This is a genomic window from Sorangium sp. So ce1504 (assembly GCF_051521635.1).
Taxonomy (GTDB): domain Bacteria; phylum Myxococcota_A; class Polyangia; order Polyangiales; family Polyangiaceae; genus Sorangium; species Sorangium cellulosum_B.
The window spans coordinates 12,181,782-12,204,108 of sequence record NZ_CP150365.1 but is presented as its reverse complement, the minus strand read 5'-3'; the positions used below and the strand labels follow the sequence as shown (position 1 = coordinate 12,204,108).

Here is a 22,327-nt window from a genome sequence, read left to right as displayed (position 1 = left end):
CCCCGCGCGGCGCCAGGGAAGCGCGCCGCGCCCGCGGAGCCGCCGCGGGCGACGCGGCGCTCGACGCCTTCGTCTAGGCCGGGCGCCTGGCCAAGCGAGAAAAAAGAAGACGCGGCCCCGTACGTGACATACTCCGCACGTGCGCGTGCCGAGGCGCATCGGCAACGCCGTGCTCCTCCCGGAGTTCGCGATCTTCGGTGGCTACGTGGCCATGCCCAGTCCCTTCGTCGTGACCCTTCCGCAGCATTTCTCGCAGGACTCCCTGTTTTGAAACGGGCCGTCGCCTCGCCCACCCTCGTCGTGCCGCGTCGAGGGGGACGCGGTCCGATTCGAGGAGACAGCTAACAGGACGACCTCCGCGTGCGACCACCCCTCGATCGCCGCGAACAAGCCCTTCCCGGGCGCCTCCGGCTGGAACAGCGCCTCCTGGCAGCGCGCGCGTGCCACCTACCGGCGTATCTGCGACACCCGCGTCCGGTACGTCTGGCAGCGCGGCGCGCTCCGCCGCGCTCCGTGATCGGGCGCGGCAACCCCTTGCGCGGCAGCCCAGCGGCGCTGGGTCCGGACGCTGTACTGCTGGGGATCCGACGAGGAGGGCCAGATCGGCCACGGATTACCGCAGCCAGAGCAATGCCGCGAAGAGCCAGATCGCGAGCTGAACAGAGAGGATCAAGGTCAGCGCGTGCGCCGATCTTGCCCGGTCGTGCGAATCCGATCGCCCGCGGAAGCGCCTCGAGACTGCAGCGCCGAGCAGGAACCCGGGGAGGTACCCTACCGTGAGGCCCAGCGCAGCCGGCGTGAAGCAGCCGTCCAGTGAGAACAGCACGCTGGCCTCGGGGTTGCTGTCGAACTCGCAGCGTTGGCCTGCCGCCAGAGAATATGCTGCGATTCCGAGAGTGCCCAGGACACCGCAGAGGATTCCGCCGGTGATCAGGAGCGCACGCTCCGTGTCAGCCGGCCTTTGTTCCGATGACGTGATAACGCAGGGCGCGTTGAGGGCGACGCCGACGAACGCGTCCAGCATCCGGCTAGCGCGGTGGGCATCGTGTGGAGCCCGTGTGAAGTGAAGGAGCAGCGCCGAGATCTCTCCGTCTTTGTCGTCGAGGATCACGTGCTCGACGCCCTCGGCCAGGAGGGCGCGCACGCCGGCGCGCAGCTCGGGCGACGCGAGCGTCCGAAGCACGGTCTGTTCGTCGCTCGGCGAGTCGATGTAAACCTCGTCGTCGAACAGCGGATCGCCTGTCTGTGCTTCACACGCGACGCCGCGAGATCTTGCGGCCCTGTCCTCGTCCGTCTCGCGCCGCAGCTTGATCTTCATCGGGCGGATGGCGACGAGTGTGCCAGCCGGATCGCGGTAAGCGGAATGCGGACCGTGCGCGGGCGCTGCCCTACGGGATGGGTACGGCGCGCTCAGCGTGAGACTCGACACAGATCCCGGCGAGTACGTCACGCGGAGCGGACAGCCGCGCGCGCTGATGTGAAACTCATTCGAGCCCTCCAGGGCGCCTGCCAGGCTTCGAAACTGGCGCACGACCTCAGACTCGGGTTCCCCGTCCATCGGCGTCGGCTCCTTGCTCGGCGAGGGTACCACCGTTCGGGGGGGGCCAGCACGCACTTCATCGGACGGCGCTCGATCACCAGCGTAAAGTCCCGACCGGCGGACCTGGGGCGGGTGTTGAGACGCCGACACACGCCGCTGCTGGAAATGCTCGATGCCAGCATGCGCGAATCCGCAACGAACGCTCGGAGCTCGGCAGCGCAGGAGTCGCGGCGGGACCGACCTCTCAGGGCGTGCTCGCGATCGCCGAGGACGACGCGGCCGACGCGGCCGCCGTCGTGCGCCTGCCCTGAGCCTGCGAGGAGCCAGGATCACCGCGCCCAATCGACCACTATCACGCAGCCGTCGCGCGCCGGCTCGACGAGGGCAAAGGGGCGATCGCAGAGCTCTCCGCCGCCGCGCGCGTCAGGCGTCGTATCCAACATCGACCTGCCCGACATGGCGCTGGGGCAAAGAGTCGGTCATTGGTCGCCCAGAGTCGGGCCTGTCGAGACGCGTTCGCGCGGCGCGAATGTCCAGCCGCGCCCGCGGCGCTCATCGATACGGTGAGTCGCCTGGGCTCCGCGTGCCGCCACGGTGGAGCTTACGCTCGAGCGCGTCGATCTCGACCTCCCACCAGGAGCACTCGCGCTCGATCTGGCGCCGGCGGCGGGGCGCCGCGACGAACGGGCCAACGAGGAGCAAGGGGAGGAATACGAGCCCGAAATCCATCAGCACGCTCGCCCAGCGGGTGAGGCGGTAGGGCGCAAGATCCTTGTCTTCACGATCGGTAATGTCGTTCCACGTGAGGCGGTCGATGTCGACAGCGCGGTTGTGACAGATCTCTGCCGAAACATCCGCCTCATACCAGGTGCCCGACTCGCGCCATGCGACGACTCGCCCCGGGCCGCGGCACCCACGGCACACGCTCGGACAGAAGACGTGCGCCGCCACGATCGAGCGGCCGATCATGGTCTCCAGGCCCAAGGGCAACATACACCCGCCGATCAGCACGGCGACAAGGGCGAACTGGACGAGCATGCCGGAACTCGCGTACCACAGCCTGGGAACGGTGCTGAGGCTCGCGTCGCGCCTGCCGCGGAGGTACGCGAGCTGTGCTTCATCGGCGCGCCGCGCCGCGGCCTCCGCCGCATCGGCTTGGACGCGGAACGCCTCGCGTGCGGCTTCCGCCTTGCGCTGCTTCTCCGTCGCGAGGAGGGCGTGCGCCTTGTCCTCGATCGCCTTCGCGAAGACGTCGGGCACGCCGTCGCAGTCGGCGTCGACCGGCGCCCCGCAGGCGGCGCAGTGCGTCTTGGAGAAGTCGAGGGCTGCTTGACAGCGAAGGCATTTCACGTGCGGATGATCCTGCGGTGTTGGCGAGCATCGGGCATCGTTCGATGCCACCGCTTCGGGTGCGATGCCGCCCGGAGCGAGACGCTCTCCTGGTTCCCGGTGAACGTGACAGCGCGGAGATCACGTTAACGTAGAAGGCGAGCTGGGACAACGGGCCTACATCGATGAATGCCGGGCCCCACCTCGCGGACGACGGTGCCGCGCGAGCTCAGACTCGTGTTCCCCGTCCATGGGCGTCGGCTCCTCGCTCGGCCAGGGTACCACCACGGAGGCGTCACGCGACGGCGTCGTGCGACGCAATCGACGACCTTGCACGTCGGGCGCGCTTCTGTGTAGGGTTCGCGGTCGCGACATCGTCCGCGCGCGGCCGCTGCGTTCAAGGGGGCCTCGGGTGGACCACAACCTGGTGGGGAGCTCATGAGCGTGGACGTTTTTGCCATGCACTGCGCAGCGCTGCCGGCCGCCCGGGCCGTCGGCTTCAAGGGCACCGAGGCGCTGTGCCGACCGTTCGAGTTCGACGTCCTGTTCACGGTGCCAGCGGGCACCGACGTCCGCGCCGCGATCAACGCCCCGGCGACGCTCACGCTCCAGCGCGGAGCCGACTCGCCGCCGATGTGCTGGCACGGCGTGTTCGTGCGCCTCCGGCTGCTGCGCGAGTCGGCCGACCGCGCGCTCTACCATGGGTCGCTCGTGCCCAGGCTGTGGCTCCAGCGCCACTCGGTGCGCAGCTTCGTCCACACGAAGAGCAAGATCGACGCCTTCCTGACGAAGACGCTCACGCATGGCGGCCTCACGACGAGCGACTTCCGGTTCAGCGTCGATACCGACCGCTATCCGGAAGAGGAGTTCGTCTGTCAATACCGGGAGAGCCACCTCGACTTCGCCCATCGATGGCTCGAGCGCGAGGGGCTCTACTACCACTTCGAGCACCCGGTCGGCGACGGCGGCGCCGAGGTCATGGTCATCGTCGACAGCAAGGATCAGCACGAGCCGCTGAGCGGCAACGGCCGGGTTCGTTACCACCCGACCTCGAGCCACGACGTGTCGGCGGGCGAGTGCTTCCGGGAGGTGCACGTCGATCTCAGCGCGCTGCCGGCCGCGGTGCGGATCAACGATTACAACTACGCGAACCCGGCCGCCTCGGTGTCGGGAGAGCACGCCGTGTCGAAGAGCGGCCACGGCGAGGTGCGCGAGTACGGCTACCGGGTCTTCACGCAGGACGAGGCGACGCGGCTGGCCCAGGTCAAGGCGGAGTCGATGGCATGCCGTGAGCTCACCCTGCATGCGACCGGCAACGCGACAGGGCTGCGGGCCGGCTACGTCTTCGAGCTGGAGGACGGGCCTTCGGACATGCCGACCCGCTACCTGGCCGTCGAGGTGCGGCACGCGGCCGCGATCACGGGCGGCTCGTTCGACATCACGCGCTTCACGGGGATGGCCGTGAACGAGACGTACCGCGTCGAGGTGGTGGCGATCCCGGCCGACGTGCAGTTCAGGGCGGCCCAGTCGACGCCGTGGCCACGCATCTACGGCTTCGAGAACGGCGTCGTCGACGGCTCTAGCGACAGCCAGTATGCCCAGATCGACGACATGGGTCGTTACCTGCTCCGCCTCAAGTTCGACGCGAGCGACCTGCCCGACGGCGCCACGTCGACGTACCTGCGCATGATGCAGCCGCACGGCGGCACGGTCGAGGGCTGGCACTTCCCGCTGCGCAAGGGGACCGAGGTCATGGTGTCGTTCCAGGGCGGCGACCCGGACCGGCCGTTCATCGCCGGCGTGGTGCCGAACGCCCACCGGCCGAGCACGGTCACGAGCCGCAACCTGACCCAGAACGTGCTGCGCACGGGCGGCAGCAACCACATGGTCGTCGAGGATCTCGAGGGCAAGCAGCACATCGACCTGTTCACCCCGGTCGGCGCGACCAACGTCCATATGGGCGGCCCCACCCACCAGGCGTTCGTCGTGCCCCCGAAGACGCCGGACGCGAACCCCGACATGCAGCCCGTCGACTGCATGTTCTACGTTTCCACGGAGGGCAACGCCGGCTTCAACGTGTGCGGCGAGTGGTGGCAGAACGTCGGCGGCAAGTACTACGTCGACGTCAGCGACGACGCGACCATCCACTACATCGGCATCCACACGATCAACGTCGACGGCGACTCGAACGAATTCTACAACAGCCACCAGAACATCAAGGTGCGCTCGGGCCGGACCGACAAGGTCGAGAGCGGCGGCATGACGCAGGACATCCACGGCGGGTTCACCCAGACCATCGAGGCCGGCGGCAAGCAGGATGTGATGGGGAGCTGGTTGCAAAAGATCAGCGGCCATAACCACGACGACTACGGATCGTGGAAGACCGACGTCAAGCTGGGGTGGACGGCGGACATCAAGGGGGCGTGGTCGCACACCGTGAAGGGCGACATCACGGTCAACAGCACGAGCGGGACCATCCACGTGGAGAGCCCGACGAAGATCACACTCAAGGCGCCGGTGGTGGATATCAGGGCAGACGAGAAGATGCACAAGCACACAAACTTCCTTCTCGAGACCTTCTACATGAAGGAGTCCCTTGGCGCTCAGAAGTGGGACAACACCGCCGTCAACATGGCAGCCAATGGGCTGAAGATAGAGACCACGAGGTACTCGGCAAGCTATGGGGGTTTCAAGGGAGAAACCTGGGGCAACAACCAACTGAAGTTCGGAACACTCTTCGAGACATTGGGTGCCAATATGAGAAAATCCGGAACGGAAGCCTGGAACTCGGCAGCGCGAATGCTGAACGCTGCGATCACGAAGCTAGGCTAAGAGAGCCGGAAGTCAGCTGAAACAGCTCGCGACGGAGGTCTTCATGAAAGCGACGGGAACATGCCCCAAATGTCTCTGCACGGCCCTCTGGTACGTGGAGTACGTCGCGAACAACGATCCGAACCCCGGTACCCAGAATGAAGCAACCCGATTTCAGCTCGCGGTCACCGGTAAGCTAGGCCTAGACGGCACCAGCGGAAGGCTCGAAGCGTACGCCTGCCAGCAGTGCGGCTACGTCGAGCTCTACCTGAAGGAGCGCCTCCCCGTCGACGGCAAGCACATCCGCGAGCTGCGGCGCCCTCAGGGCCCGCCCTACCGCGGTTGATCGATGCAGGCGCAGACGCGCTCGACAGACCATCGTCTCTCTCAGACCCACGCTCGACAAGAGGTCCCGTGAAGATCGTCAAGCCCATGAAGGTCCCCATGCTGACCCGGGTGCTGGAGTTCCGGCGGCGGAGCTACTTCCATGTGACCGCCATGCTGGGCTTCCCGCTCACCAGCCCTCGCGCCCTGGTCGATGAGCTGTCGTTCTGGCGCACCGTCACCGGCGCCCTCGGCGAGCAAGGTGCGATCGACGAAGGCTTCGCCAAGACGCGCGGCGAGCTGCTCGTCGCGGGCAGCTTTCACGCCCCGGGCGGCGTGCCCACCCGCGCCTCGTACGTGAGGGCGCAGATCGGAAGCGTCGACAAGCGCCTCGCCGTGGTCGGCGACCGGACGTGGCGCGACGGCGTGCCGACCGAGCCCGCGCCGATGACCACCCTGCGCATCGACTGGGCGCACGCCTTCGGAGGGGCCGGCTACGACAGGAACCCTCACGGCAAAGGCTACGAGCCGCTCGATCTCGGCGGTCGTTCCGTGTACCCGATGCCCAACGTCGAGCAGTACGGCGCCATGATCCGCTCCCCGTCGGAGCGCCCGGAGCCCGCCGGCTTCCTGCCGATGGACATCACGTTCGCGCAGCGCAGGAGGCGCGCCGGCACCTACGACAAACGCTGGCTCGACGAGAACTTCCCCGGCATACCCGCCGACACGGATCCGACATTCTTCAACGTGGCACCCGAGGACCAGCGGCTCGACGGGCTCTTCCGCGGGGACGAAGAGTTCCTCATCGAGAACATGCACCCAGAGAAGCCTCGCCTCGAAGCGCGGCTGCCCGACCTCGTGACGCGATCGTTCGTCACTCACCGCACGTCGGAAGGCGATCGCTTCGTCGAGATCCCGATGCGCCCCGACACCGTCTGGGTGTTTCCCGCCGAGGAGCTCGGCGTCGTCGTCTTCCACGGCGTGCTCGCGATCGCCGAGGACGATGCGGCCGACATCGTGCACCTGGTCGGCGCCTGCGAGGAGTCAGGGTCGCCGCGCCCGCTCGAGCACTACCAGGCAGCCCTCGCGCGCCGCCTCGACAAGGACAAGGGCGCGGTCGCGGAGATCTCCGACGGCGATCTCATGCCGCCGCGCGCGTCGGGCGTCGCGCCCAACATCGACCTTGGCGACATGGGACGCTGGGTCAAGAGCGAGAACCTGGCCGCCCAGAACCTGCGTCGGGGCCAGGAGCGGAGCTTCGCCGAGGCGCGCGCACGCATCGAGGCCGAAGGGCTCGACCCGAAGGACCACGGCCTCGACGAGCTGCCTCCCCTCCCCGAGCCGCCGCCAGACGACCTCGACGGTCTCGCCGCGTATGTCGAGGCCGCGTCCCTGAGGACCGAAGAGCTGATGGAGCGAGCCCGGGCGTCGGAGACGCAGGCCCGAGAGGAAGCGAGACGAGCCTGGGCCGAGAGGGGCGAGGACTTCGATGCTGCCATGGAGAAGGCGGCCAAGGAGGGCGCAGGGCCGCCCAAGTTCTCGGCAAAGGCGCACCTGACAGCGCTGCGCTCGATGGCGGCGGAGGCGCGCGAGGCCGGCGTCGTGCTGGACGACGTGGAGCAGATGCTGGCCGACCCGGGGTATCACGCGACGATCGACGAGCAGGAGCGGGGCCTCTTCGAGATGTACCGGCGGATGGGGCACCTGCAGCCCGCAGCCGCGGCGATGGAACCCGAGGCATCGGAGCGCGCACGCGTGATCGTCAGGCTCGCCATGGAGGTCGGCGAGCCCCTGGCGAACCGCGACTTCACGGGTGCGAACCTCGCGGGGATGTCCTTGTCCGGCGTGGACCTCTCCGGCGCGTTCCTCGAGTCGGCCGATCTCTCGGGGTGCGACCTCTCCCGGGCCAATCTCGACGGCGCGGTGCTCGCCAGGGCGAACCTGGAGGGCGCGAACCTCACCGAGGCGCGGCTCCGCGGCGCGAACCTGGGAGGAGCAACGCTGCGCCGCGCCTCGCTCGAGCGCGCCGACCTGAAGGAGGCGGTGCTGAGCCACGCCGATCTCGCGGAAGCGCGCTTCTCCCGCGCAGATCTCACGGGCGCCGACTGGATCGAAGCGAAGCCGGGAGGCGCGGACTTCACGAGCGCCACGCTCGGGCAGTGCAACCTGCTGAAGGCCGACCTGTCCGGCGCCCGCTTCACAGGCGCCGATCTCTCGGACGCGAACCTCGTGGAGAGCACGCTCGATGGCGCCGATTTCTCGAGCGCCACGCTCCGGAAAACGACCTTCGTCGCCTGTCACGGAAAACGTGTGTCGTTTCGATCAGCGTGTCTTCAGCAGGGCGTCGTCGTCCACGGATCGTCCTTTCCCGAGGCCGACTTCAGCGACGCCGACATGGAGAGGGCCAACCTGCGCGGCACCATCCTCGCAGGCGCACGGCTCGACCGGGCGAACCTGCGCGGCGCCGATCTCTCCGGATGCGACGCCTCCGACGCCAGCCTGGAGCGCGCCGTCCTCAAGGGCGGCCTGCTCATCCGCACCAACCTCGGAGACGCGTCGCTGCAGGGGGCCAATCTGATGGACGCGCTCGCCTCCAAGGCCCGGCTGGCGGGCGCCGACTTCACCGGAGCCAACCTGTTCCGCGCCGATCTGTCGCGCGTCGCCGGCGACGAGCGGACCACGTTCGCCGAGGCGGAGGTCGGACACGTGCGCTTCCTTCCGAAGGCCGACGCCACGAGAGGTGGCTCGTGAACCGCGACGAGCTCCTCGACAAGCTCCGACACGGCGAGCCGATACGCCACGTCGACCTGTCGCGCCTCGCGCTCGATGGCGCCGACCTGTCGGGCGCGACCTTCGAAGCGGTGCGCTTCCCCACGGCGCTACGCGCCGTGCTCTTCAAGGAGTCGACCTTCGTCGAGTGCGATCTCGGCGGGTGCGATCTTCGCGACGCTGACCTGCGCCACGCGAGCTTCTACCGATCGCGGCTGGAAGGGGCGCGCTTCGACGGCGGCAAGCACATCGCGGCTGCCTTCGTCGAGTGCGCCGCCGATGGCGCATCGTTCGCGCTCGTCGAGGCGCCCATCGCGAGCTGGGTGAAGACCTCGCTCCGTGGGTCGTCGTTCGCGGGCTCGAACCTCGACCGAGCGAACCTCGTCGACATCGACGCAGACCGGGCGAGCTTCGCCGGGGCGAACCTCGAGAAGGCGACCCTCTACCGCGCCGATCTGCGCACGGCCGACCTCGCCGCCGCGAACCTCGCGCTGACGACGCTCGTCGAGGCCAAGCTCGGGCCGAAGGGTTTCGCCGATATAAGGCTGTTCCGCACGCAGTTCATGAAGAGCGATCTCGCCGGCGCGAGCTTCGCCGGGGCAGACTGCGCGCAGTGCAACTTCATGGGAGCCGACCTGCGCGAAGCCCGGCTGGAAGGCGCGAGGGGGCCGCAGTGCTTCTTCGGCGAGGCGAAGCTGCATGGAGCGCGCCTCTCGAACGGCCAGTTCCCCCAGGCGGTGTTCGACAAGGCCGAGCTGCTGAAAGCGGACCTCTCCGGCGCGTTCCTCGAGGAAGCATACTTTGGTCGCGCGCTGGCAGCTGGAGCGCGGTTCGTCGATGCCAGGCTCCGGGAGGCGGACTTCTCGCACGCCGACGTGTCGGCCGCCGATTTCTCCGGAGCGGGCCTGTATCGGACCAGGTTCCACCTCGCGAAGCGCGACGGCGCGGTGCTGCCGCGGCTCTCGGGGTGGCTCGGCGATGACGAGGAGCTGGCCAGGGTGGAACGATGGCAGCCGACGCACGGCGCGGCGCCCCCCGTGAAGACGTGAAGCAGGTTGCAATCGAGGCGAGGAGCAGGTCGTTCAGGAGACGCTCCCCAAGAGACAGCACAGACGACGTGGAGAAAGGGTTGATACCGTGACAGCCGTAAAGAAGCTTGCGAGGCCGGAGGCCTATCTCGAGACAGGGAGCGTTGAGCGGGTCGGCGCGACACTCCTGGTGCGCCTCGCCTCGTCGAGCTGCGAGGCACGGCGCGCCAAGAGCTGCCTCGTCGCCCCCGAGGCCGGAGACAAGGTGCTCTGCGCCATCGAGCCGGAGGGGGTCTATGTGCTGGCCGTGCTCGACGGTCGCGACGGCGCGCCTACCAAGCTCGCGACCGACGGCGACCTGGAGGTACAGGCGCGGGGCGGGCGGATCGCGGTCTGCGCGTCGGAACGCGTCGACATCGTGGGCGCCCGCGAGGTGGCCATGACGGGCGCCGAGGTGCACGTGCGCGCCAAGAAGGGTGCCATCGCGATCGATGAGCTCGGCTTCTTCGGCAGGCTCGTGCAGGCCGAGGTGACGAAGATCGCGCTCGTGGCGCAGGAGGCCGACACAATCCTCACCCGCTTGACCCAGCGCGCCAAGCGCGTGTTCCGCTTCGTGGAGGAGATCGATCAGACACGCGCGGGGACCGTCGATCTACGCGCCCAGAACCTGATCGGCATTCGCGGAGAGAACGCGATCATCTCGGCCCGTGTCCTCGCCAAGGTCGATGGCGAGCAGATCCACCTCGGCTGACCGCTACGCGAAGAGAGGAGATCCCGATATGTTGGCAAAGACGAGCGCTGGCGGCATGTGCCTGGCGTTTCCCGACGTGTGCCTCACGCCGGCCCCACCTGCGCCGGCTCCGGTCCCGGTGCCTTATCCGAACATCGCGATGGAGCCCACCGACGTGGGGTTCGTGCCGAACGTCCTCATGACGTGCACGCCGGCGCACAACATGGCCACGATGCCCATGCTCACGAACGGTGATAACGCCGGTTTGGCGACCGGCGTCGCGTCTGGCACCGTGATGGGCCCTGCACGCACGGTGACGGGGGCGTTCACCGTGGTGGTCGGGGGGATGCCGCTCGCGCGGCTCACCAGCATGACGATCCAGAACAACACCAATGCGCCAGGCGCCAAGATCGTGCCCAGCGTCACCAACGTGCTCGTTCTGGCGCCGTGAGCGTGCCAGCCGCGCGATGTGGGCCTCGGAAGGCGAGCTGCGCGCGCGGGCGTCCGGCTGGCTACGTGGCCCACATCACGGCGGCGGACAGGGCGATCGCGAGCTGGACGGCGAGGATCACCAAGATTGCATGGGCGAACGACGCGCGCTCGTGGGAGTCCGACCGGCCCCGGATGCGGCTCGACACGGCGGCTGCAAGCGCGAGCCCGACGGGGAGCCCCGCTGCGAGGCCCAGAGGAACCGGCGTGAAGCACCCATCCCACGACAGCAGCACGCTCGCGCCGCCATTGTTCTCGAAGTCGCATCGATCTCCCGCTGCGAAGAAATAGACGGGCGCGCCGAGCAAGAGAAGAACAGCGCAGAGAACGCCGCCGACGAGGAGCAGCGTGCGCCCGGTGTCCGCCGGCCGCAGCGCGGACGATCGCCCCACATGAGGGACATTGCGGGCAATCGTGGCAAATGCATCGAGCATGCGCGCGGCGCAGCCGGGCCTGCAGTGCCTGTCCGCGAACGCCTGGAGATGCGCGCAGATCTCGCCTCGTTCGTCGTCGATATCGATGCTCGAGAACCCCTCAGCCAGCAGCTCGCGGACGCTCGCGCGCAGCTCGGGCGAGCCGAGCACCCGCTGGACGATGTGAGGATCGCTCGGCGAGTGGATATAGACCTCGTGATCGAACGGCGAATCGCCCGTCTGGACCTCGGTCGAGACGAGGGCGGCCTTGGCAGCGCCGTGCTCGGACGTCTCGGGCCGCAGCTCGATGCTCATCGGTCGGACGGCAGAGAGCGGCGCGCCGGCGGGCTCGCGATAGGCCACCTGGGCGCCGTCCACGGGCCGCTGCGCGCCGGGCACGTACGGCGACCTCAGCCGGATGAAGTCTTGTACCGAGTACGTCACGCGGACCGGGTAGCCGCCGATGTTGAAGTGGAAGTCGACGGGCCACTCGGCCTCTTTGGGCGCGCCCGCGAGCTCGCGGAACTGACGCGCGAGCGCGGACTCGGGATCACCGTTCATCTCATGGCTCCTTGCAAGGCGATCGTACCCCGCCCCGCCGCGCCGGCGCGGACCGTGACCGCCGCGTTCACCGTGGTCGTCCGGGGGATGCCCCTCGCACGGCTCATTAGCATCACGGTTCAGAACAGCACGAACGCGCCAGGCGCCAAAATCGTGCCCAGCGTCACCAACGTGCTCGTCCTGGCGCCGTGAGCACGTTGCGCCAGGGGAGGTGACGGTGCGCGTCGTGCCGTCATCCAGCCGCCACGGTCAGCGGTACGGCGTGCCGACCGCACCCCCGTCGAGGTAATGAACCCTGGACCCCGGTTGCGACGCGAGCTTGGCGAGGGCCTCGTTCGCGTCGCGCGCGTACCACTCGGTGAAGCCGCAGAGCGCGCAGATCCAGGTCTCGAAGGTGCCCGCCTTGACGAGCGCGGTCGCCGCGCTTATGGGGTGCGTGATGCCGGTAAGGACATACTGGGACGTCACGTGCAGCGGGTTCGTCTGCGCGTATTCGCTGACGGGCTGCTCCACTCGCTCCACGACCCAGAGCTTCCTGGACTGGCACTTCGGGCACTGACGAGAGGTCTTCATCGCGATGGGTCTCCTTGATCCGGACGAGCCTAGCACCTCGGCTCGTGGCCGATCCTGGTGACCTGCCGAAAGACGACGCCTCCGGGACCGTCTCGGCGGCGCGGTCCCAATCCCCACATGGGAACCTCACCAAAGCCGCACGCCGCGCGCACCTGCCCTGGCGCCCCGTTCTTGCTCGCATGTCGACGTCCGAGATCACCGCGCGAGACGCTGCTCCGGCTTCCCTCGGCCGAGCGTCTGTCCCGCAGCACCCGCCACGCTCATCGATACGGTGAGTCCCCTGGCCTCCGCGTACCGCCAAGGCCGAGCTTGCGCTCGAGCGCGTCGATCTCGGCCTCCCACGCGGAGCGCTTGCGCTCGAGCTCGCGCGTGCGCAGGGCGGCAGCGACGAAGGGCCCAGCGAGGAGCAAGACGAGGAGCACGAGACCGACGTCCACCGGCACGCTCGCCCAGCGGGTGAGGCGGTAGGGCGCGAGATCCTGGTCCTCGCGACTGGACACGTCGCTCCACGTGAGGCGGTCGATGTCGACAGCGCGGTTGTGACAGAGCTCTACCGACACGTCCGCCTCGGCCCAGGTGCCCGACTCGTGCCATGTGAAGACTCGCCCCGGGCCGCGGCACCCGCGGCATACGCTCGGACAGAAGACGCTCGCAGCCATCATCGAGCGGCCGATCATGGGCTCCACGCACGCGGGGAACATGACCCCGCCGATCAGCGCCGCGAGAAGGGCGAACAGGACAAGCACGACGCGACTCGCGTACCACATCGTGCGCACTGTGCCGAGGCTCGCGTCGTGCCGGTCGCGGAGGCGCGCGAGGCGTGATTCATCGGCGATCCGCTCCTCGGCCGCCGCCTTCTCGGCCTGGGCGCGGGCCGCCTCGCGCACGGCTTCCTCCTCGCGCCGCTTCTCCATCGCGACGACCTCGCGCGCCTTGTCTTCGATCATCTTCGCGAGAACGTCGGGCACGCCGTCCCCGTCGGCGTCGACCGGCGCACCGCAGGCGGGACATCGCGGCTTGGAGAAGTCGAGGGCGGCTTGACAGCGAAGGCATCTCATGGGCGCGGGCTTTCATCCAGAGCTTACCACAACGCACCTCGTGCATACCGCGGCAGCGCCGGGTATCCGATCATCGGAACGCACGCCCTGGATCAAACGGCGGATCGCCGATCTGGCTCTCGACCGCGAGGCCGGCGGCTCTCACAGCGCCGTGATCGCAGCCTGCCCCTCGATCGCTCACGGGCCTTCGGGATCTTCCGGGCTCACCGGCGCCGTCTCGTCGATCTCCTTCATGTTGGCGCCCGCGATCTTCGCCCGCCTCCGCGAGGCCCCATGCAGATTGGCACGCTCCAGGTTGGCGCCGCGGAGATCGGTCAGATCGAGCCGCGCGTGCGCCAGCACCGCGGCGACGAGGCGCGTCTTGCAGAACGAGGCCGCGCCGAGGTCGGCGCGGTCGAACCGCGCCGACATGAAATCGGCGCGATCGGCCTTCGCGTCACGCAGGTTGGCGCCGGCGAACGACGCGCCCACGAAGCGCGCATCCTCCAGGTCGGCGCCTGCCAGGTTCGCCGCGGAGAGGGTCGCGCCGTCGCCGCGGGCACGAGCGAGCCGCGCTCGCTCCAGGTTCGCTCCGCGCAGCGAAGCGCCGTGAAGGTCTGCCTCCTCGAGCGAAGCCTCGACGAGCTCCGCGCGGTCGGCGCGCGCGTTCGTGAGATCGGCGCGAGACAGATCCGCGCCGCGGAGGTCGGCCTCGTCGAGCGTCGCCTCGACCAGGCTGGCCCCTGCGAGGCGAGCACCACGGAGCCTCGCGCCGCGGAGCGCGCACCGCGCGAGCGAGCGCCCGCTGAAGTCGAGCCCCGACAGGTCACCGCCCGACAGGTCGTCTCCATCGAAATCGCCGCCTTCGGCGAGCCTCGCCTCGGCCCGCTTTCGCGCCTCCAGCCCGGCGAGCGGCTCGATCGTCACAGGCGGCGATACGGCTGCCGGCGACACCACCTCGGGCGGCCGACTCACCCTCGCCGGCACCGCCACCTCGGCCAGCGCCGGCGGCGCCACCTCGAACTGCGGACTCACCTTTTCCGGCGGTGCCACCTCCACCGCCGGATAGACCGCCTCCTGTCTCGATGGCTCTCGCGCCACGAGCGTCGACCCGGATGACTCCGCCCGAGGAGCCGCCACGGGATGCGGCTCCAGCGGCGGCGCCGATTCCACGACACCGCTCTCAGGATCTCCCCAGTCGACCAGCGTGCGCCCGGCCTGCGAGCCCCCGGCGCCAGCGGGGCTGACGAGCCGAGGCGCGGCCATCGGGCTCCACGGCGCGCCCGGGATGGGGTCCTCCCCGCGCGACGCGCTCGTCCCCGGCGCTGCCACCGGGAACTGCGCCCGCTCTGCGCCGACCTCCGCGAGCCTGTCCTCGGGGATCGGCATCCTCTGGCCCAGCGGTCCCGTGATGCCTCCGCTCACGGCGAGATCGGCAGGAGCCTGCGGCGCGGCAGGCGCATCGCGGAAGGGGAGCACTGGCCTTTCCCTCTTCTCGAGGGGGCCTGTCTCCACCAGCCCGGCGGGCGCCACGATCGGCCTCGGAAGCGGCACCGCCGGCGCCGAGCTCCGGTGCGTCGCCGCAGGGCCCCCGGGGAGCGACGCGCCGTGCTCCGGCCACGGAATGGTCCCTTTGAGCGTCTCGACGCCCGCGAACAGGCGGATGCCCTGGAGCGCCTCCTCGCTCTCCGTCGCGAAGTTGCCCCGCCACACGAGCGAGGCGATCTGGCGATCACCGTCGATGACGAGCGTGTCGGCCGTCAGCGGGATCTCCTGCGATCCGCCCGCCCGCGCGGCGTCGATGCGGTAGCGGCGCACACGAGCGCGCGCCGCGGGGAGGCGCGTCCAGACGAAACGCCTCTCCGCGCTCAGGTTCTCCAGGAGGATGCGCTCATCGCCTTGCAGAAAGGGGATCTGCTGATCGAACGGCGCCGGGTTGAAGGCGCGAAAGTCGAAGTCCTCCGGGATGTGGAGCACCTCCGCGCGCCCCGCGGCGGCGGGGTCCGCGCCGGGCGGGCCGAGCTGCGCCGAACGCCGCGTGGCGCCTGGCTCGAAGCCGTTGAACAGCCGCTTCCGCAAGGCCCAGTGAGGCGCGATCGGCCCGAAGCACGCGGGCCGGTGGGGGCTCGCAGGATTGACCAGGTTCGGGCGCGCTCGCCTTGCGCCCATCGCTGGATCCAGCGCGTCGGCGCGCGCGCCCTCGCCGGCCTCGGAGACGCCGACCGGGTTCCACGGATGGCTGGATCCGCCCGCCGCGCGCTCGTACACGAGCGGCATCCTCTGGAACGGCGTGGGCGCGATGCTGCCGGGCGTGGCGTCCCCGAAGACGTGGATCGTCTTGTCGAGCAGCGGCCGATCACGGAAGAGCGCGAGCCTCGCCGAGAGGCCGATCACCGGCCCGGTGGCGTCCGGCGCATGCGCGTGCCCGGTGAGCACGACGCCGGCGCCGGGGAGGTACGGCGCGGTGTCGCTCGCGGAGCGCAGGCTCCGCGAGGGGTCGTCGTCGTGAAAGCGGTCCTCGCGCTCGACGGGCTCGGGCGCCACGAGATCCGCGTCGCCGTCCGCGCCGAGGGCGAACGTCGCCTTCACGAGGATCGTGACGCGCAGCACGCCGCCGATGCGCCACAGGACCGCGCCGCACGACACGGGATTCAAGGCGACGATGTCCACCGGCCAGAGCGCGCGCACGCGCCGATCCTACCCGCTCGTGGTCCGGCGCGTGCAGGGAGCGTGCGGGGAGACCAGGGAAACTTCGCGACTGTGACGCGCGTCTCCATCGCCGCCAGCCGTCGCGCCGCCGCGCCGCCTCGCACGGCAGGACGCGAGGGGCTGGAGGCGCCGGCGGACATGGTCTATCGTCACGAGTCCGCCGATCGGACGCCGCGAGGCGCCGAGAGCCGCTCCAACGTCTCGATGGCCGCTGAAGGGGGTCTTGCCATGCGGATCGCGCTGATATCCGACATCCACGGCAATGAAGTGGCGCTCAGGGCCGTGCTGGCCAGCATCCGGGCGACGGGCGTCGATCAGGTGATCTGCCTCGGCGACGTCGCGACGCTGGGGCCGCGGCCCTCGGCCATCCTGGACATGCTGCACGAGCTCGGGTGCCCGTGCATCCTCGGGAACCACGACGAGTTCATGCTGGATCCGGAGCTGATCCGCACCTACACCGAGGCCCCCATCGTCGTCGACGCGGTGGACTGGTGCCGTGATCGGCTGTCGAGAGACGAGCTCGCCTTCCTGCGCACGTTCCAGGCGCACCTTGAGATCCCGCTCGACGCGCACTCGACGCTCCTCGTGTTCCACGGCTCGCCCCGGTCTCACATGGAGGAACTCCTCGCGAACACCCCGCCGGAGGAGCTCGATCGCCGCCTCGCGGGCCACGCTGCGACGGTGATGGCCGGAGGGCATACGCACCTCCAGATGCTCCGCCAGCACCGCGGGACGCTCCTCGTGAACCCGGGGAGCGTCGGGATGCCGTTCAAGGAGTACGCGAACGGCGGGCCGCCGACGCTGCTGCACCACGCCGAGTACGCGACCGTGGAGGCGCAGGGCGGCGCGGTCAACGTCAGCCTGCACAGGGTGCCGGTCGACAGGGACGCGCTCCGCGCGGCGGTGAAGGCCTGCGACAACCCCATGCGCGGCGCGCTGCTGCAACAATACGCCTGAGCGAGCCCGGCCGGTCCCGCCGGCCGCGGCGCGCGGAGACCAGGGAGCGCGAGCGCCTCGAGGCCGCCCGCGACGCCGCGACGCCGCGCGCTGCGCCGAAGAATCCCGCGGCGTCGGCGAGGCCGAGGGGCCCGATCCGCGTGCGGCGAGGCGCGGCGATCTGGTAGCCTCGAGGGCGCGCGCCGGAGAGCGATGGAGTTCCGATGACGAAATACGAGCAGATCAAGCTGTCCTATGAGGCCTCCAAGGCGGCGATCGGCCAGGTCGCCGAGGAGCTCTTGCAATGGATAACCGAGCTCCGTGACCACATGGCCTGGCCGAGGGACAAGTGGGCGCTCAACCGGATCGCCGGAGACGCCCACGCCAACGGGCTCTTGCAGCGGTTCGTCGTCGAGAATCAGCCCGGCGTCGGCGAGGTCTTGAAGTGCCAGCTGTCCCTCACCGTCGAGGAAGAGCTGCCGTTCACCGTCGACTTCTTCGCGGTGGGCAGGACCGACAGGGGCCTCCTCGTCGTCCTCATCGGCGGAGAGCAGATCACCGTCAGCAAGACCTCCCCCGAGGCCTTCCTCGAGAAGGCCGTGGAGCACATCCGGCAGCAGGCGAGGCGCGTGGCGAAGACGCGCCGCGTAGGAGCCATCGCCGGCACGCCCCACCGCCCTGCCTAGGCGCAGCGCTCGCCTGGCTGCCCAGGCGCAGCGCTCGTCTGGCGCTCGGGCGAGCGCCACCGTGCCACCGCTCGCGGGAGATGGCGCCCCTGCGCTTCACCAACGAAATCCGCCACACCAAAAACGAAAGCCTCACCCGTACAACGCCTACGTAAATTCACGGACCCTCGTCAGGAGATCCCTGGCCTAGCTCCTGCATAGCCCTGACCCCGGAGCGCCTGAGGGACGGTTTCCCCCCCCACACCGTCGGACGGGCGCTCTTTTTTTCTTTTGTGCGACGCCTCCGCGTCGGCACCCGCGCGGGTGCCGAGGCGGGTCACCGCGAGACGCAGGGCACGCCTCTGTCGCCGGAGACGAGCTGCGTGGCACGCTCTGCCCAGGTGGTGCGTCACGCCAGCTCGGCGAGCAGCACGCGATGACCCAGGTCCAGCGACTCCAGGCGTCGCAGCGCCCTGTACTTGCGATCCCACTCCCCCGACGCGAGGTCCGCCTTCAACCACGCGAGCCCTCTCGCCACATCGCCCGATCCGCGGCGTGCCCGCGCTCGCCGCGCGCGAGGCCAGGGCTATCGCGCGCGGCGTGCTGCGTCGGAGAGGAGGCGCTTCGCCGCGCCAGCGATGGCGGAAGCATCAAGCCCCGCCGCGCGCAGGAGCTCGGCCGGGGTGCCCGAGCCGGGCATCTCCCTCACGGCGAGGTGGACGACGCGCGCGACGACGGGCTCTTCGCCAGCCAGCGCCTCGAGCACGGCGTCGCCCAGGCCGCCCTCGGCCCAGTGATCCTCCACGACGACGGCGTTTCCAGAGGTGGCCTGCACCGCCGCGCGGATGCCGGCGGCGTCGATCGGCTTGATGCCATACGCGTCGAGGACTCGAGCGGAGAGCCCGCTCGCCTCGAGCTCTGCGTGGGCCTTCAACGCCTCGTGGACGGTGATGCCCGCAGCGATGATCGTCACGCGATCGTGGGGTGTCTCGCGCAGCACCTTGCTCCCGCCGATGGGGAACGCTTCGGTCGCATCGTACAGGATAGGCGTCTTCTCGCGCGTCGTTCGGAGGTAGACGATGCCCTTCTGATCGGCCATGGCGGCGACCAACCGAGCGGTCTGATTGGCGCAGCACGGATAGAGCACGGTGCTCCCGTGGACGGCGCGCATCATGGCCAGATCCTCGAGCCCCATCTGCGACGGGCCGTCCTCGCCGATGGATACACCCGCGTGCGAGCCGCACACGCGGATATTGGCCCTCGACACCGCGGCCATCCGGAGAAAATCGTGGGCGCGCGTGAGGAAAGCCGCGAACGTCGACGCGAAGGGCGACCAGCGCCGGACGCTCAGCCCGACGGCGGCGGCCACCATCTGCTGTTCGCTGATGAACATCTCGAAATAGCGATCTGGATGAGCCTTCGCGAACTCCTCGGCAAAGGTCGAGTTGTTGACCTCGGCGTCCACGGCGACGATATCCGCGCGCGCAGCGCCGAGCGCCTCGAGCGCGTCGCCGTAGGCCCTCCGCGTCGCGACGGCCGCGGAGCGCTCGTAGATGGGGAGCCTCAGCGGCCCGGCGGTGGGCCGCGGAGCAGGCTCACCCGGCGCAGGCGCCTCTGGCGTGATGACGATGTCGCGCATGCCCCCCAGCTCGTCGATCGCCTTCGCGCACTGCGCCTTGTCGAGCGCCTTTCCATGCCAGCCGTCCTTGTCCTCGACGAGGGACACGCCCTTTCCCTTCACCGTGCGCGCGACGATCAGCGCGGGCGCGTCCGAGGCGCGGAGGGCTTCGGCATAGGCGCCGGAGATGGCGGCTGGATCGTGGCCGTCGATCTCCAGGGCACGCCAGCCGAACGCGCGGGCGCGCGCCGCATAGGCCGCGGAGTCCCAGCCGAGGGGCGTCTGGCCGCGTTGCCCGAGGCGGTTCATGTCGAGGATGGCAATGAGGTTGCCGAGCTTCGTGTGGCGCGCGTGGTCGAACGCCTCCCAGATGGATCCCTCGGACATCTCGCTGTCGCCGAGCAACACCCAGACACGGTAGGGAGCCTTCTCGAGGTACTTCCCGGAGAGCGCGATCCCGACGGCGATGGGGAGCCCCTGACCCAGGGAGCCGGTCGCCACGTCGACCCAGGGGAGCGTCGGCACCGGGTGCCCCTGCAGCGGGCTCCCGAAGCGCCGGTACGACAGGAGCTCCGCGTCGGAGATGACGCCCGCCGCCTTGAGCATCGCATAGAGCAGCGGGGAGGCGTGGCCCTTCGAGAAGATCACGTGATCGTTGTTCGGGTTCTCCGGATGGCTCAGGTCCCAGCGGAGGTAGTCGCGGAGGAGCACCGCCATGAGATCGGCCGCCGACAGGCTGGAGGTCGGGTGTCCGGAGCCGGCCATCGTCGAGCAGCGGAGGCTATCGACGCGAAGCTGCTGAGCGAGCTCACGCTGACCGTGAGCCTGCTCGGCGCTGCTTCGGCGTTGCCCCTCGGTCCGGTCGCGCCCGCCGCGCGGTTCGTGCCCACGCGTAGGCACCCCGTGGGGCGCCTGGGTCGACCGCTCGCCAGACGGCGCGGGCGAGCGATCCTTCTCGGCCTTCGGCGCTTGCTCTCGATCATCCTGCGCGGGCAGTCCCCTGGGGCGGCTCGGCGCAACGTCTTTCAGGGGGCTGCGTACATGCTTTGGCCGTCTCTTCTCGGCCGGCTTGGGGGCTTCTTGCGCCATGGCTTCACCTGACGCCGCCGTCTTGATGCAAGCAGGGCGCCACCGCGCACGAAGCTCGTGTCTGGCCACGACGACGGCAGCCAAGTCGGCCCGCATGGATGGCGCCGACCGGCCGTAGGATGCGGATGAACCTGGGCGGCGGCGCCGAGCTCTGCAGCTCATCGACAGGCATGCCGTGCTCGATCTGCGCGGATGCCCTCGAGCTCGGCGCGGTTCGCCTCTTCGACGGCCCGGAGCACGATCGCGCACGTTCCGACCAAGACGGGTGCGAGCGAGAGCGGGAGGACGCGACCGGCATGATCTGATGAATCCATGGCGACCCCCTCCCATCTTGAGGATGGCAGGGACGCTGGATACGCCCGCGACGAAATCGCCTCATCGCGCCCGGGCGCTGCGAGGTGCCGCCGCCGGGATCGTGGACACGCGAAAGCCGGGCCAGCATCCGGCGGGCGAAGCCGGCGGCCGGCGAGACGGGACATGGTTACGCCTCGGCGCGACGAGGGCGACTGAGGTAGTGTTGATGGCCGCCGTGACGAGCTCCAAGCCCATGTCTGCCACGGAGAAGGATCATGGATCGTTCCGTCTACATCACCAGCACTGGCGCTTTCTTGCCTGGCAAGCCGGTCCTCAACGAGGAGATGGAGCAGTACATCGGCGAGATCAACGACAGGCGCTCCAGGCTCGGGCGCTTCGTCCTCCGGCAGAACGGCATCAAGACACGTCATTATGCGTTGACGCCGGACGGCGTGCACCTTCACAGCAGCGCAGACATGGCGGCTCGTGCGATCCGGGACGCGCTTTCGCGCAGCGAGATCGCCGCGGAGAGGCTCTCCTTCCTGGCGGCGGCCACCACCCAGGGCGACCTCCTTGTCCCCGGTTTTGCCAGCGCGGTCCACGGCGAGCTCGGCCTGCGGCCCATGGAGATCGCGAGCTTTCAAAGCGTCTGTGCCAGCAGCATGATGGCGTTCAAGTCCGTTTACCTCCAGCTGAAGGCGGGCGAGCACGACTGCGGCGTGGCCTGCGCCGCCGAGTTCTCCAGTCGCTTCTTCCGACCTGGCTTCTACGCCGGTCGGGAGCAGGAAGGCGAAGACTCCTCCGCCTTGATGGAGACCGAGTTCCTCCGCTGGACCCTCTCCGACGGGGCCGGCGCCTGGCTCCTGGAGACCAGGCCGAACGAGGGGCGCCGCTCCCTGAGGGTGGAATGGATCGATCTCTGCTCCTACGCCGACCGCTTCGACCCCTGCATGTACGCGGGCACCTCCAGGAACCGGGCGGGTGAGAGGAAGCCCTGGAGTCACTACGACAGCCCTGCGCTCGCGGCGCAGCAGGGCGCCGTCGTCCTCAAGCAGGACTTCGATCTGCTTTACCGCATGTTCCCCGTGTGGGCGAAGCATTACCTTGAGCTCGTGGATCGGCGACGTCTGAGGCCCGGAGCCATCGACCACTTCCTCGCGCACTACTCGTCCCACTCTCTCCGCGGAGAGATGGTCAAGCTGCTCGCGAAGACCGGGGCGATGGTGCCCGAGGCTCGCTGGTTCACGAACCTCTATTCCCAGGGGAACACGGGGGCCGCATCCATTCTCCTCATGCTGCACCAGCTGATCGAGGAGCGGGATCTGCAGCCGGGCCAGCAGGTCCTCGGCTTCATCCCGGAGAGCGGCCGCTGCGTCATCGCCTTCATGCTGCTCACGGTCGTCTGACCCGCC

At 69.3% G+C, this 22,327-nt stretch carries 20 protein-coding genes; 12 read left to right on the top strand and 8 right to left on the bottom strand.

The features are described 5' to 3' along the window. Positions 1-139: 139 nt before the first annotated feature. The gene (locus tag WMF39_RS45995; protein ID WP_437742763.1) at positions 140-271 is read left to right on the top strand and encodes a hypothetical protein; all 132 of its coding nucleotides are present in this window, start codon (positions 140-142) and stop codon (positions 269-271) included. 342 nt (positions 272-613) lie between these two features. Here WMF39_RS45995 and WMF39_RS45990 read toward each other — a convergent pair whose 3' ends face one another. Further along, positions 614-1,318 (bottom strand): hypothetical protein, encoded by a 705-nt coding sequence (locus tag WMF39_RS45990; RefSeq protein WP_437742762.1) that lies wholly within the window; start codon positions 1,316-1,318, stop codon positions 614-616. Positions 1,319-2,092: 774 nt separating this feature from the next. Beyond that, positions 2,093-2,890: a hypothetical protein gene (locus WMF39_RS45985; protein WP_437742761.1), complete on the bottom strand. Its 798-nt coding sequence runs from the start codon at positions 2,888-2,890 to the stop codon at positions 2,093-2,095. Positions 2,891-3,307: 417 nt separating this feature from the next. Between WMF39_RS45985 and WMF39_RS45980 the strand changes: the two genes are divergently transcribed. The 6 genes from WMF39_RS45980 (at position 3,308) to WMF39_RS45955 (ending at position 10,982) form a co-directional block, all read left to right on the top strand. Next, positions 3,308-5,701, top strand: coding sequence for a type VI secretion system Vgr family protein (locus WMF39_RS45980; RefSeq protein WP_437742760.1), 2,394 nt, complete (start codon positions 3,308-3,310; stop codon positions 5,699-5,701). 43 nt (positions 5,702-5,744) lie between these two features. Next, complete coding sequence (locus tag WMF39_RS45975) at positions 5,745-6,026, top strand: hypothetical protein (RefSeq protein ID WP_437742759.1); 282 nt, start codon at positions 5,745-5,747, stop codon at positions 6,024-6,026. A 68-nt stretch (positions 6,027-6,094) separates the two neighbouring features. After that, a complete protein-coding gene (locus tag WMF39_RS45970; RefSeq protein WP_437742758.1) occupies positions 6,095-8,755 on the top strand; it encodes a DUF2169 domain-containing protein in 2,661 nt (886 codons plus the stop codon). Continuing rightward, a complete protein-coding gene (locus WMF39_RS45965; protein WP_437742757.1) occupies positions 8,752-9,822 on the top strand; it encodes a pentapeptide repeat-containing protein in 1,071 nt (356 codons plus the stop codon). The genes WMF39_RS45970 and WMF39_RS45965 overlap by 4 nt, the downstream gene beginning before the upstream one ends. A gap of 88 nt (positions 9,823-9,910) precedes the next feature. Beyond that, positions 9,911-10,552 (top strand): DUF3540 domain-containing protein, encoded by a 642-nt coding sequence (locus WMF39_RS45960; protein ID WP_437742756.1) that lies wholly within the window; start codon positions 9,911-9,913, stop codon positions 10,550-10,552. Between the two features lie 28 nt (positions 10,553-10,580). Next, positions 10,581-10,982 carry a DUF4150 domain-containing protein gene (locus tag WMF39_RS45955; RefSeq protein WP_012241080.1) on the top strand — a complete coding sequence of 134 codons (402 nt, stop codon included), beginning with the start codon at positions 10,581-10,583 and terminating at the stop codon, positions 10,980-10,982. Positions 10,983-11,043: 61 nt separating this feature from the next. Here WMF39_RS45955 and WMF39_RS45950 read toward each other — a convergent pair whose 3' ends face one another. Beyond that, positions 11,044-11,994, bottom strand: a complete 951-nt coding sequence (locus tag WMF39_RS45950; protein ID WP_437742755.1) for a hypothetical protein — start codon at positions 11,992-11,994, stop codon at positions 11,044-11,046. Positions 11,995-11,997: 3 nt separating this feature from the next. Between WMF39_RS45950 and WMF39_RS45945 the strand changes: the two genes are divergently transcribed. Then, positions 11,998-12,186, top strand: coding sequence for a hypothetical protein (locus WMF39_RS45945; protein WP_437742754.1), 189 nt, complete (start codon positions 11,998-12,000; stop codon positions 12,184-12,186). A gap of 57 nt (positions 12,187-12,243) precedes the next feature. Here the strand turns inward: WMF39_RS45945 and WMF39_RS45940 are convergent, their stop codons facing one another. The 3 genes from WMF39_RS45940 to WMF39_RS45930 all read right to left on the bottom strand — a co-directional run bounded on the left by WMF39_RS45940 (position 12,244) and on the right by WMF39_RS45930 (position 16,292). Continuing rightward, positions 12,244-12,567 carry a hypothetical protein gene (locus tag WMF39_RS45940; protein WP_437742753.1) on the bottom strand — a complete coding sequence of 108 codons (324 nt, stop codon included), beginning with the start codon at positions 12,565-12,567 and terminating at the stop codon, positions 12,244-12,246. 260 nt (positions 12,568-12,827) lie between these two features. Further along, complete coding sequence (locus WMF39_RS45935) at positions 12,828-13,535, bottom strand: hypothetical protein (RefSeq protein ID WP_437742752.1); 708 nt, start codon at positions 13,533-13,535, stop codon at positions 12,828-12,830. A 267-nt stretch (positions 13,536-13,802) separates the two neighbouring features. Beyond that, on the bottom strand, positions 13,803-16,292 hold the full coding sequence (locus tag WMF39_RS45930; protein ID WP_437742751.1) for a DUF2169 domain-containing protein: 2,490 nt from the start codon (positions 16,290-16,292) through the stop codon (positions 13,803-13,805). A gap of 159 nt (positions 16,293-16,451) precedes the next feature. Here WMF39_RS45930 and WMF39_RS45925 point away from each other — a divergent pair, with 159 nt between their 5' ends. Both WMF39_RS45925 and WMF39_RS45920 read left to right on the top strand, forming a co-directional pair. Beyond that, entirely contained in the window at positions 16,452-17,270 is an 819-nt protein-coding gene (locus WMF39_RS45925) for a metallophosphoesterase family protein (RefSeq protein ID WP_437742750.1), read from the top strand. A gap of 203 nt (positions 17,271-17,473) precedes the next feature. Then, positions 17,474-17,935: a hypothetical protein gene (locus tag WMF39_RS45920; RefSeq protein ID WP_437742749.1), complete on the top strand. Its 462-nt coding sequence runs from the start codon at positions 17,474-17,476 to the stop codon at positions 17,933-17,935. Between the two features lie 388 nt (positions 17,936-18,323). Here the strand turns inward: WMF39_RS45920 and WMF39_RS45915 are convergent, their stop codons facing one another. Both WMF39_RS45915 and WMF39_RS45910 read right to left on the bottom strand, forming a co-directional pair. Further along, the gene (locus WMF39_RS45915) at positions 18,324-18,452 is read right to left on the bottom strand and encodes a hypothetical protein (protein ID WP_437742748.1); all 129 of its coding nucleotides are present in this window, start codon (positions 18,450-18,452) and stop codon (positions 18,324-18,326) included. Positions 18,453-18,500: 48 nt separating this feature from the next. After that, positions 18,501-20,432, bottom strand: a complete 1,932-nt coding sequence (locus tag WMF39_RS45910; RefSeq protein WP_437742747.1) for a transketolase — start codon at positions 20,430-20,432, stop codon at positions 18,501-18,503. A gap of 314 nt (positions 20,433-20,746) precedes the next feature. Between WMF39_RS45910 and WMF39_RS45905 the strand changes: the two genes are divergently transcribed. Next, positions 20,747-20,926, top strand: a complete 180-nt coding sequence (locus WMF39_RS45905) for a hypothetical protein (RefSeq protein WP_437742746.1) — start codon at positions 20,747-20,749, stop codon at positions 20,924-20,926. Positions 20,927-21,190: 264 nt separating this feature from the next. Continuing rightward, complete coding sequence (locus WMF39_RS45900; protein ID WP_437742745.1) at positions 21,191-22,321, top strand: beta-ketoacyl-ACP synthase III; 1,131 nt, start codon at positions 21,191-21,193, stop codon at positions 22,319-22,321. Positions 22,322-22,327: the final 6 nt, after the last annotated feature.

Excerpts from the sequence above, each read along its gene's own strand:
- WMF39_RS45990 (WP_437742762.1), bottom strand. The coding sequence starts at position 1,318 with ATGAAGATCAAGCTGCGGCGCGAGACGGACGAGGACAGGGCCGCAAGA.
- WMF39_RS45980 (WP_437742760.1), top strand. The coding sequence starts at position 3,308 with ATGAGCGTGGACGTTTTTGCCATGCACTGCGCAGCGCTGCCGGCCGCC.
- WMF39_RS45975 (WP_437742759.1), top strand. The coding sequence starts at position 5,745 with ATGAAAGCGACGGGAACATGCCCCAAATGTCTCTGCACGGCCCTCTGG.
- WMF39_RS45955 (WP_012241080.1), top strand. The coding sequence starts at position 10,581 with ATGTTGGCAAAGACGAGCGCTGGCGGCATGTGCCTGGCGTTTCCCGAC.
- WMF39_RS45950 (WP_437742755.1), bottom strand. The coding sequence starts at position 11,994 with ATGAACGGTGATCCCGAGTCCGCGCTCGCGCGTCAGTTCCGCGAGCTC.
- WMF39_RS45945 (WP_437742754.1), top strand. The coding sequence starts at position 11,998 with ATGGCTCCTTGCAAGGCGATCGTACCCCGCCCCGCCGCGCCGGCGCGG.
- WMF39_RS45940 (WP_437742753.1), bottom strand. The coding sequence starts at position 12,567 with ATGAAGACCTCTCGTCAGTGCCCGAAGTGCCAGTCCAGGAAGCTCTGG.
- WMF39_RS45925 (WP_437742750.1), top strand. The coding sequence starts at position 16,452 with ATGGTCTATCGTCACGAGTCCGCCGATCGGACGCCGCGAGGCGCCGAG.
- WMF39_RS45920 (WP_437742749.1), top strand. The coding sequence starts at position 17,474 with ATGACGAAATACGAGCAGATCAAGCTGTCCTATGAGGCCTCCAAGGCG.
- WMF39_RS45905 (WP_437742746.1), top strand. The coding sequence starts at position 20,747 with ATGAACCTGGGCGGCGGCGCCGAGCTCTGCAGCTCATCGACAGGCATG.
- WMF39_RS45900 (WP_437742745.1), top strand. The coding sequence starts at position 21,191 with ATGGATCGTTCCGTCTACATCACCAGCACTGGCGCTTTCTTGCCTGGC.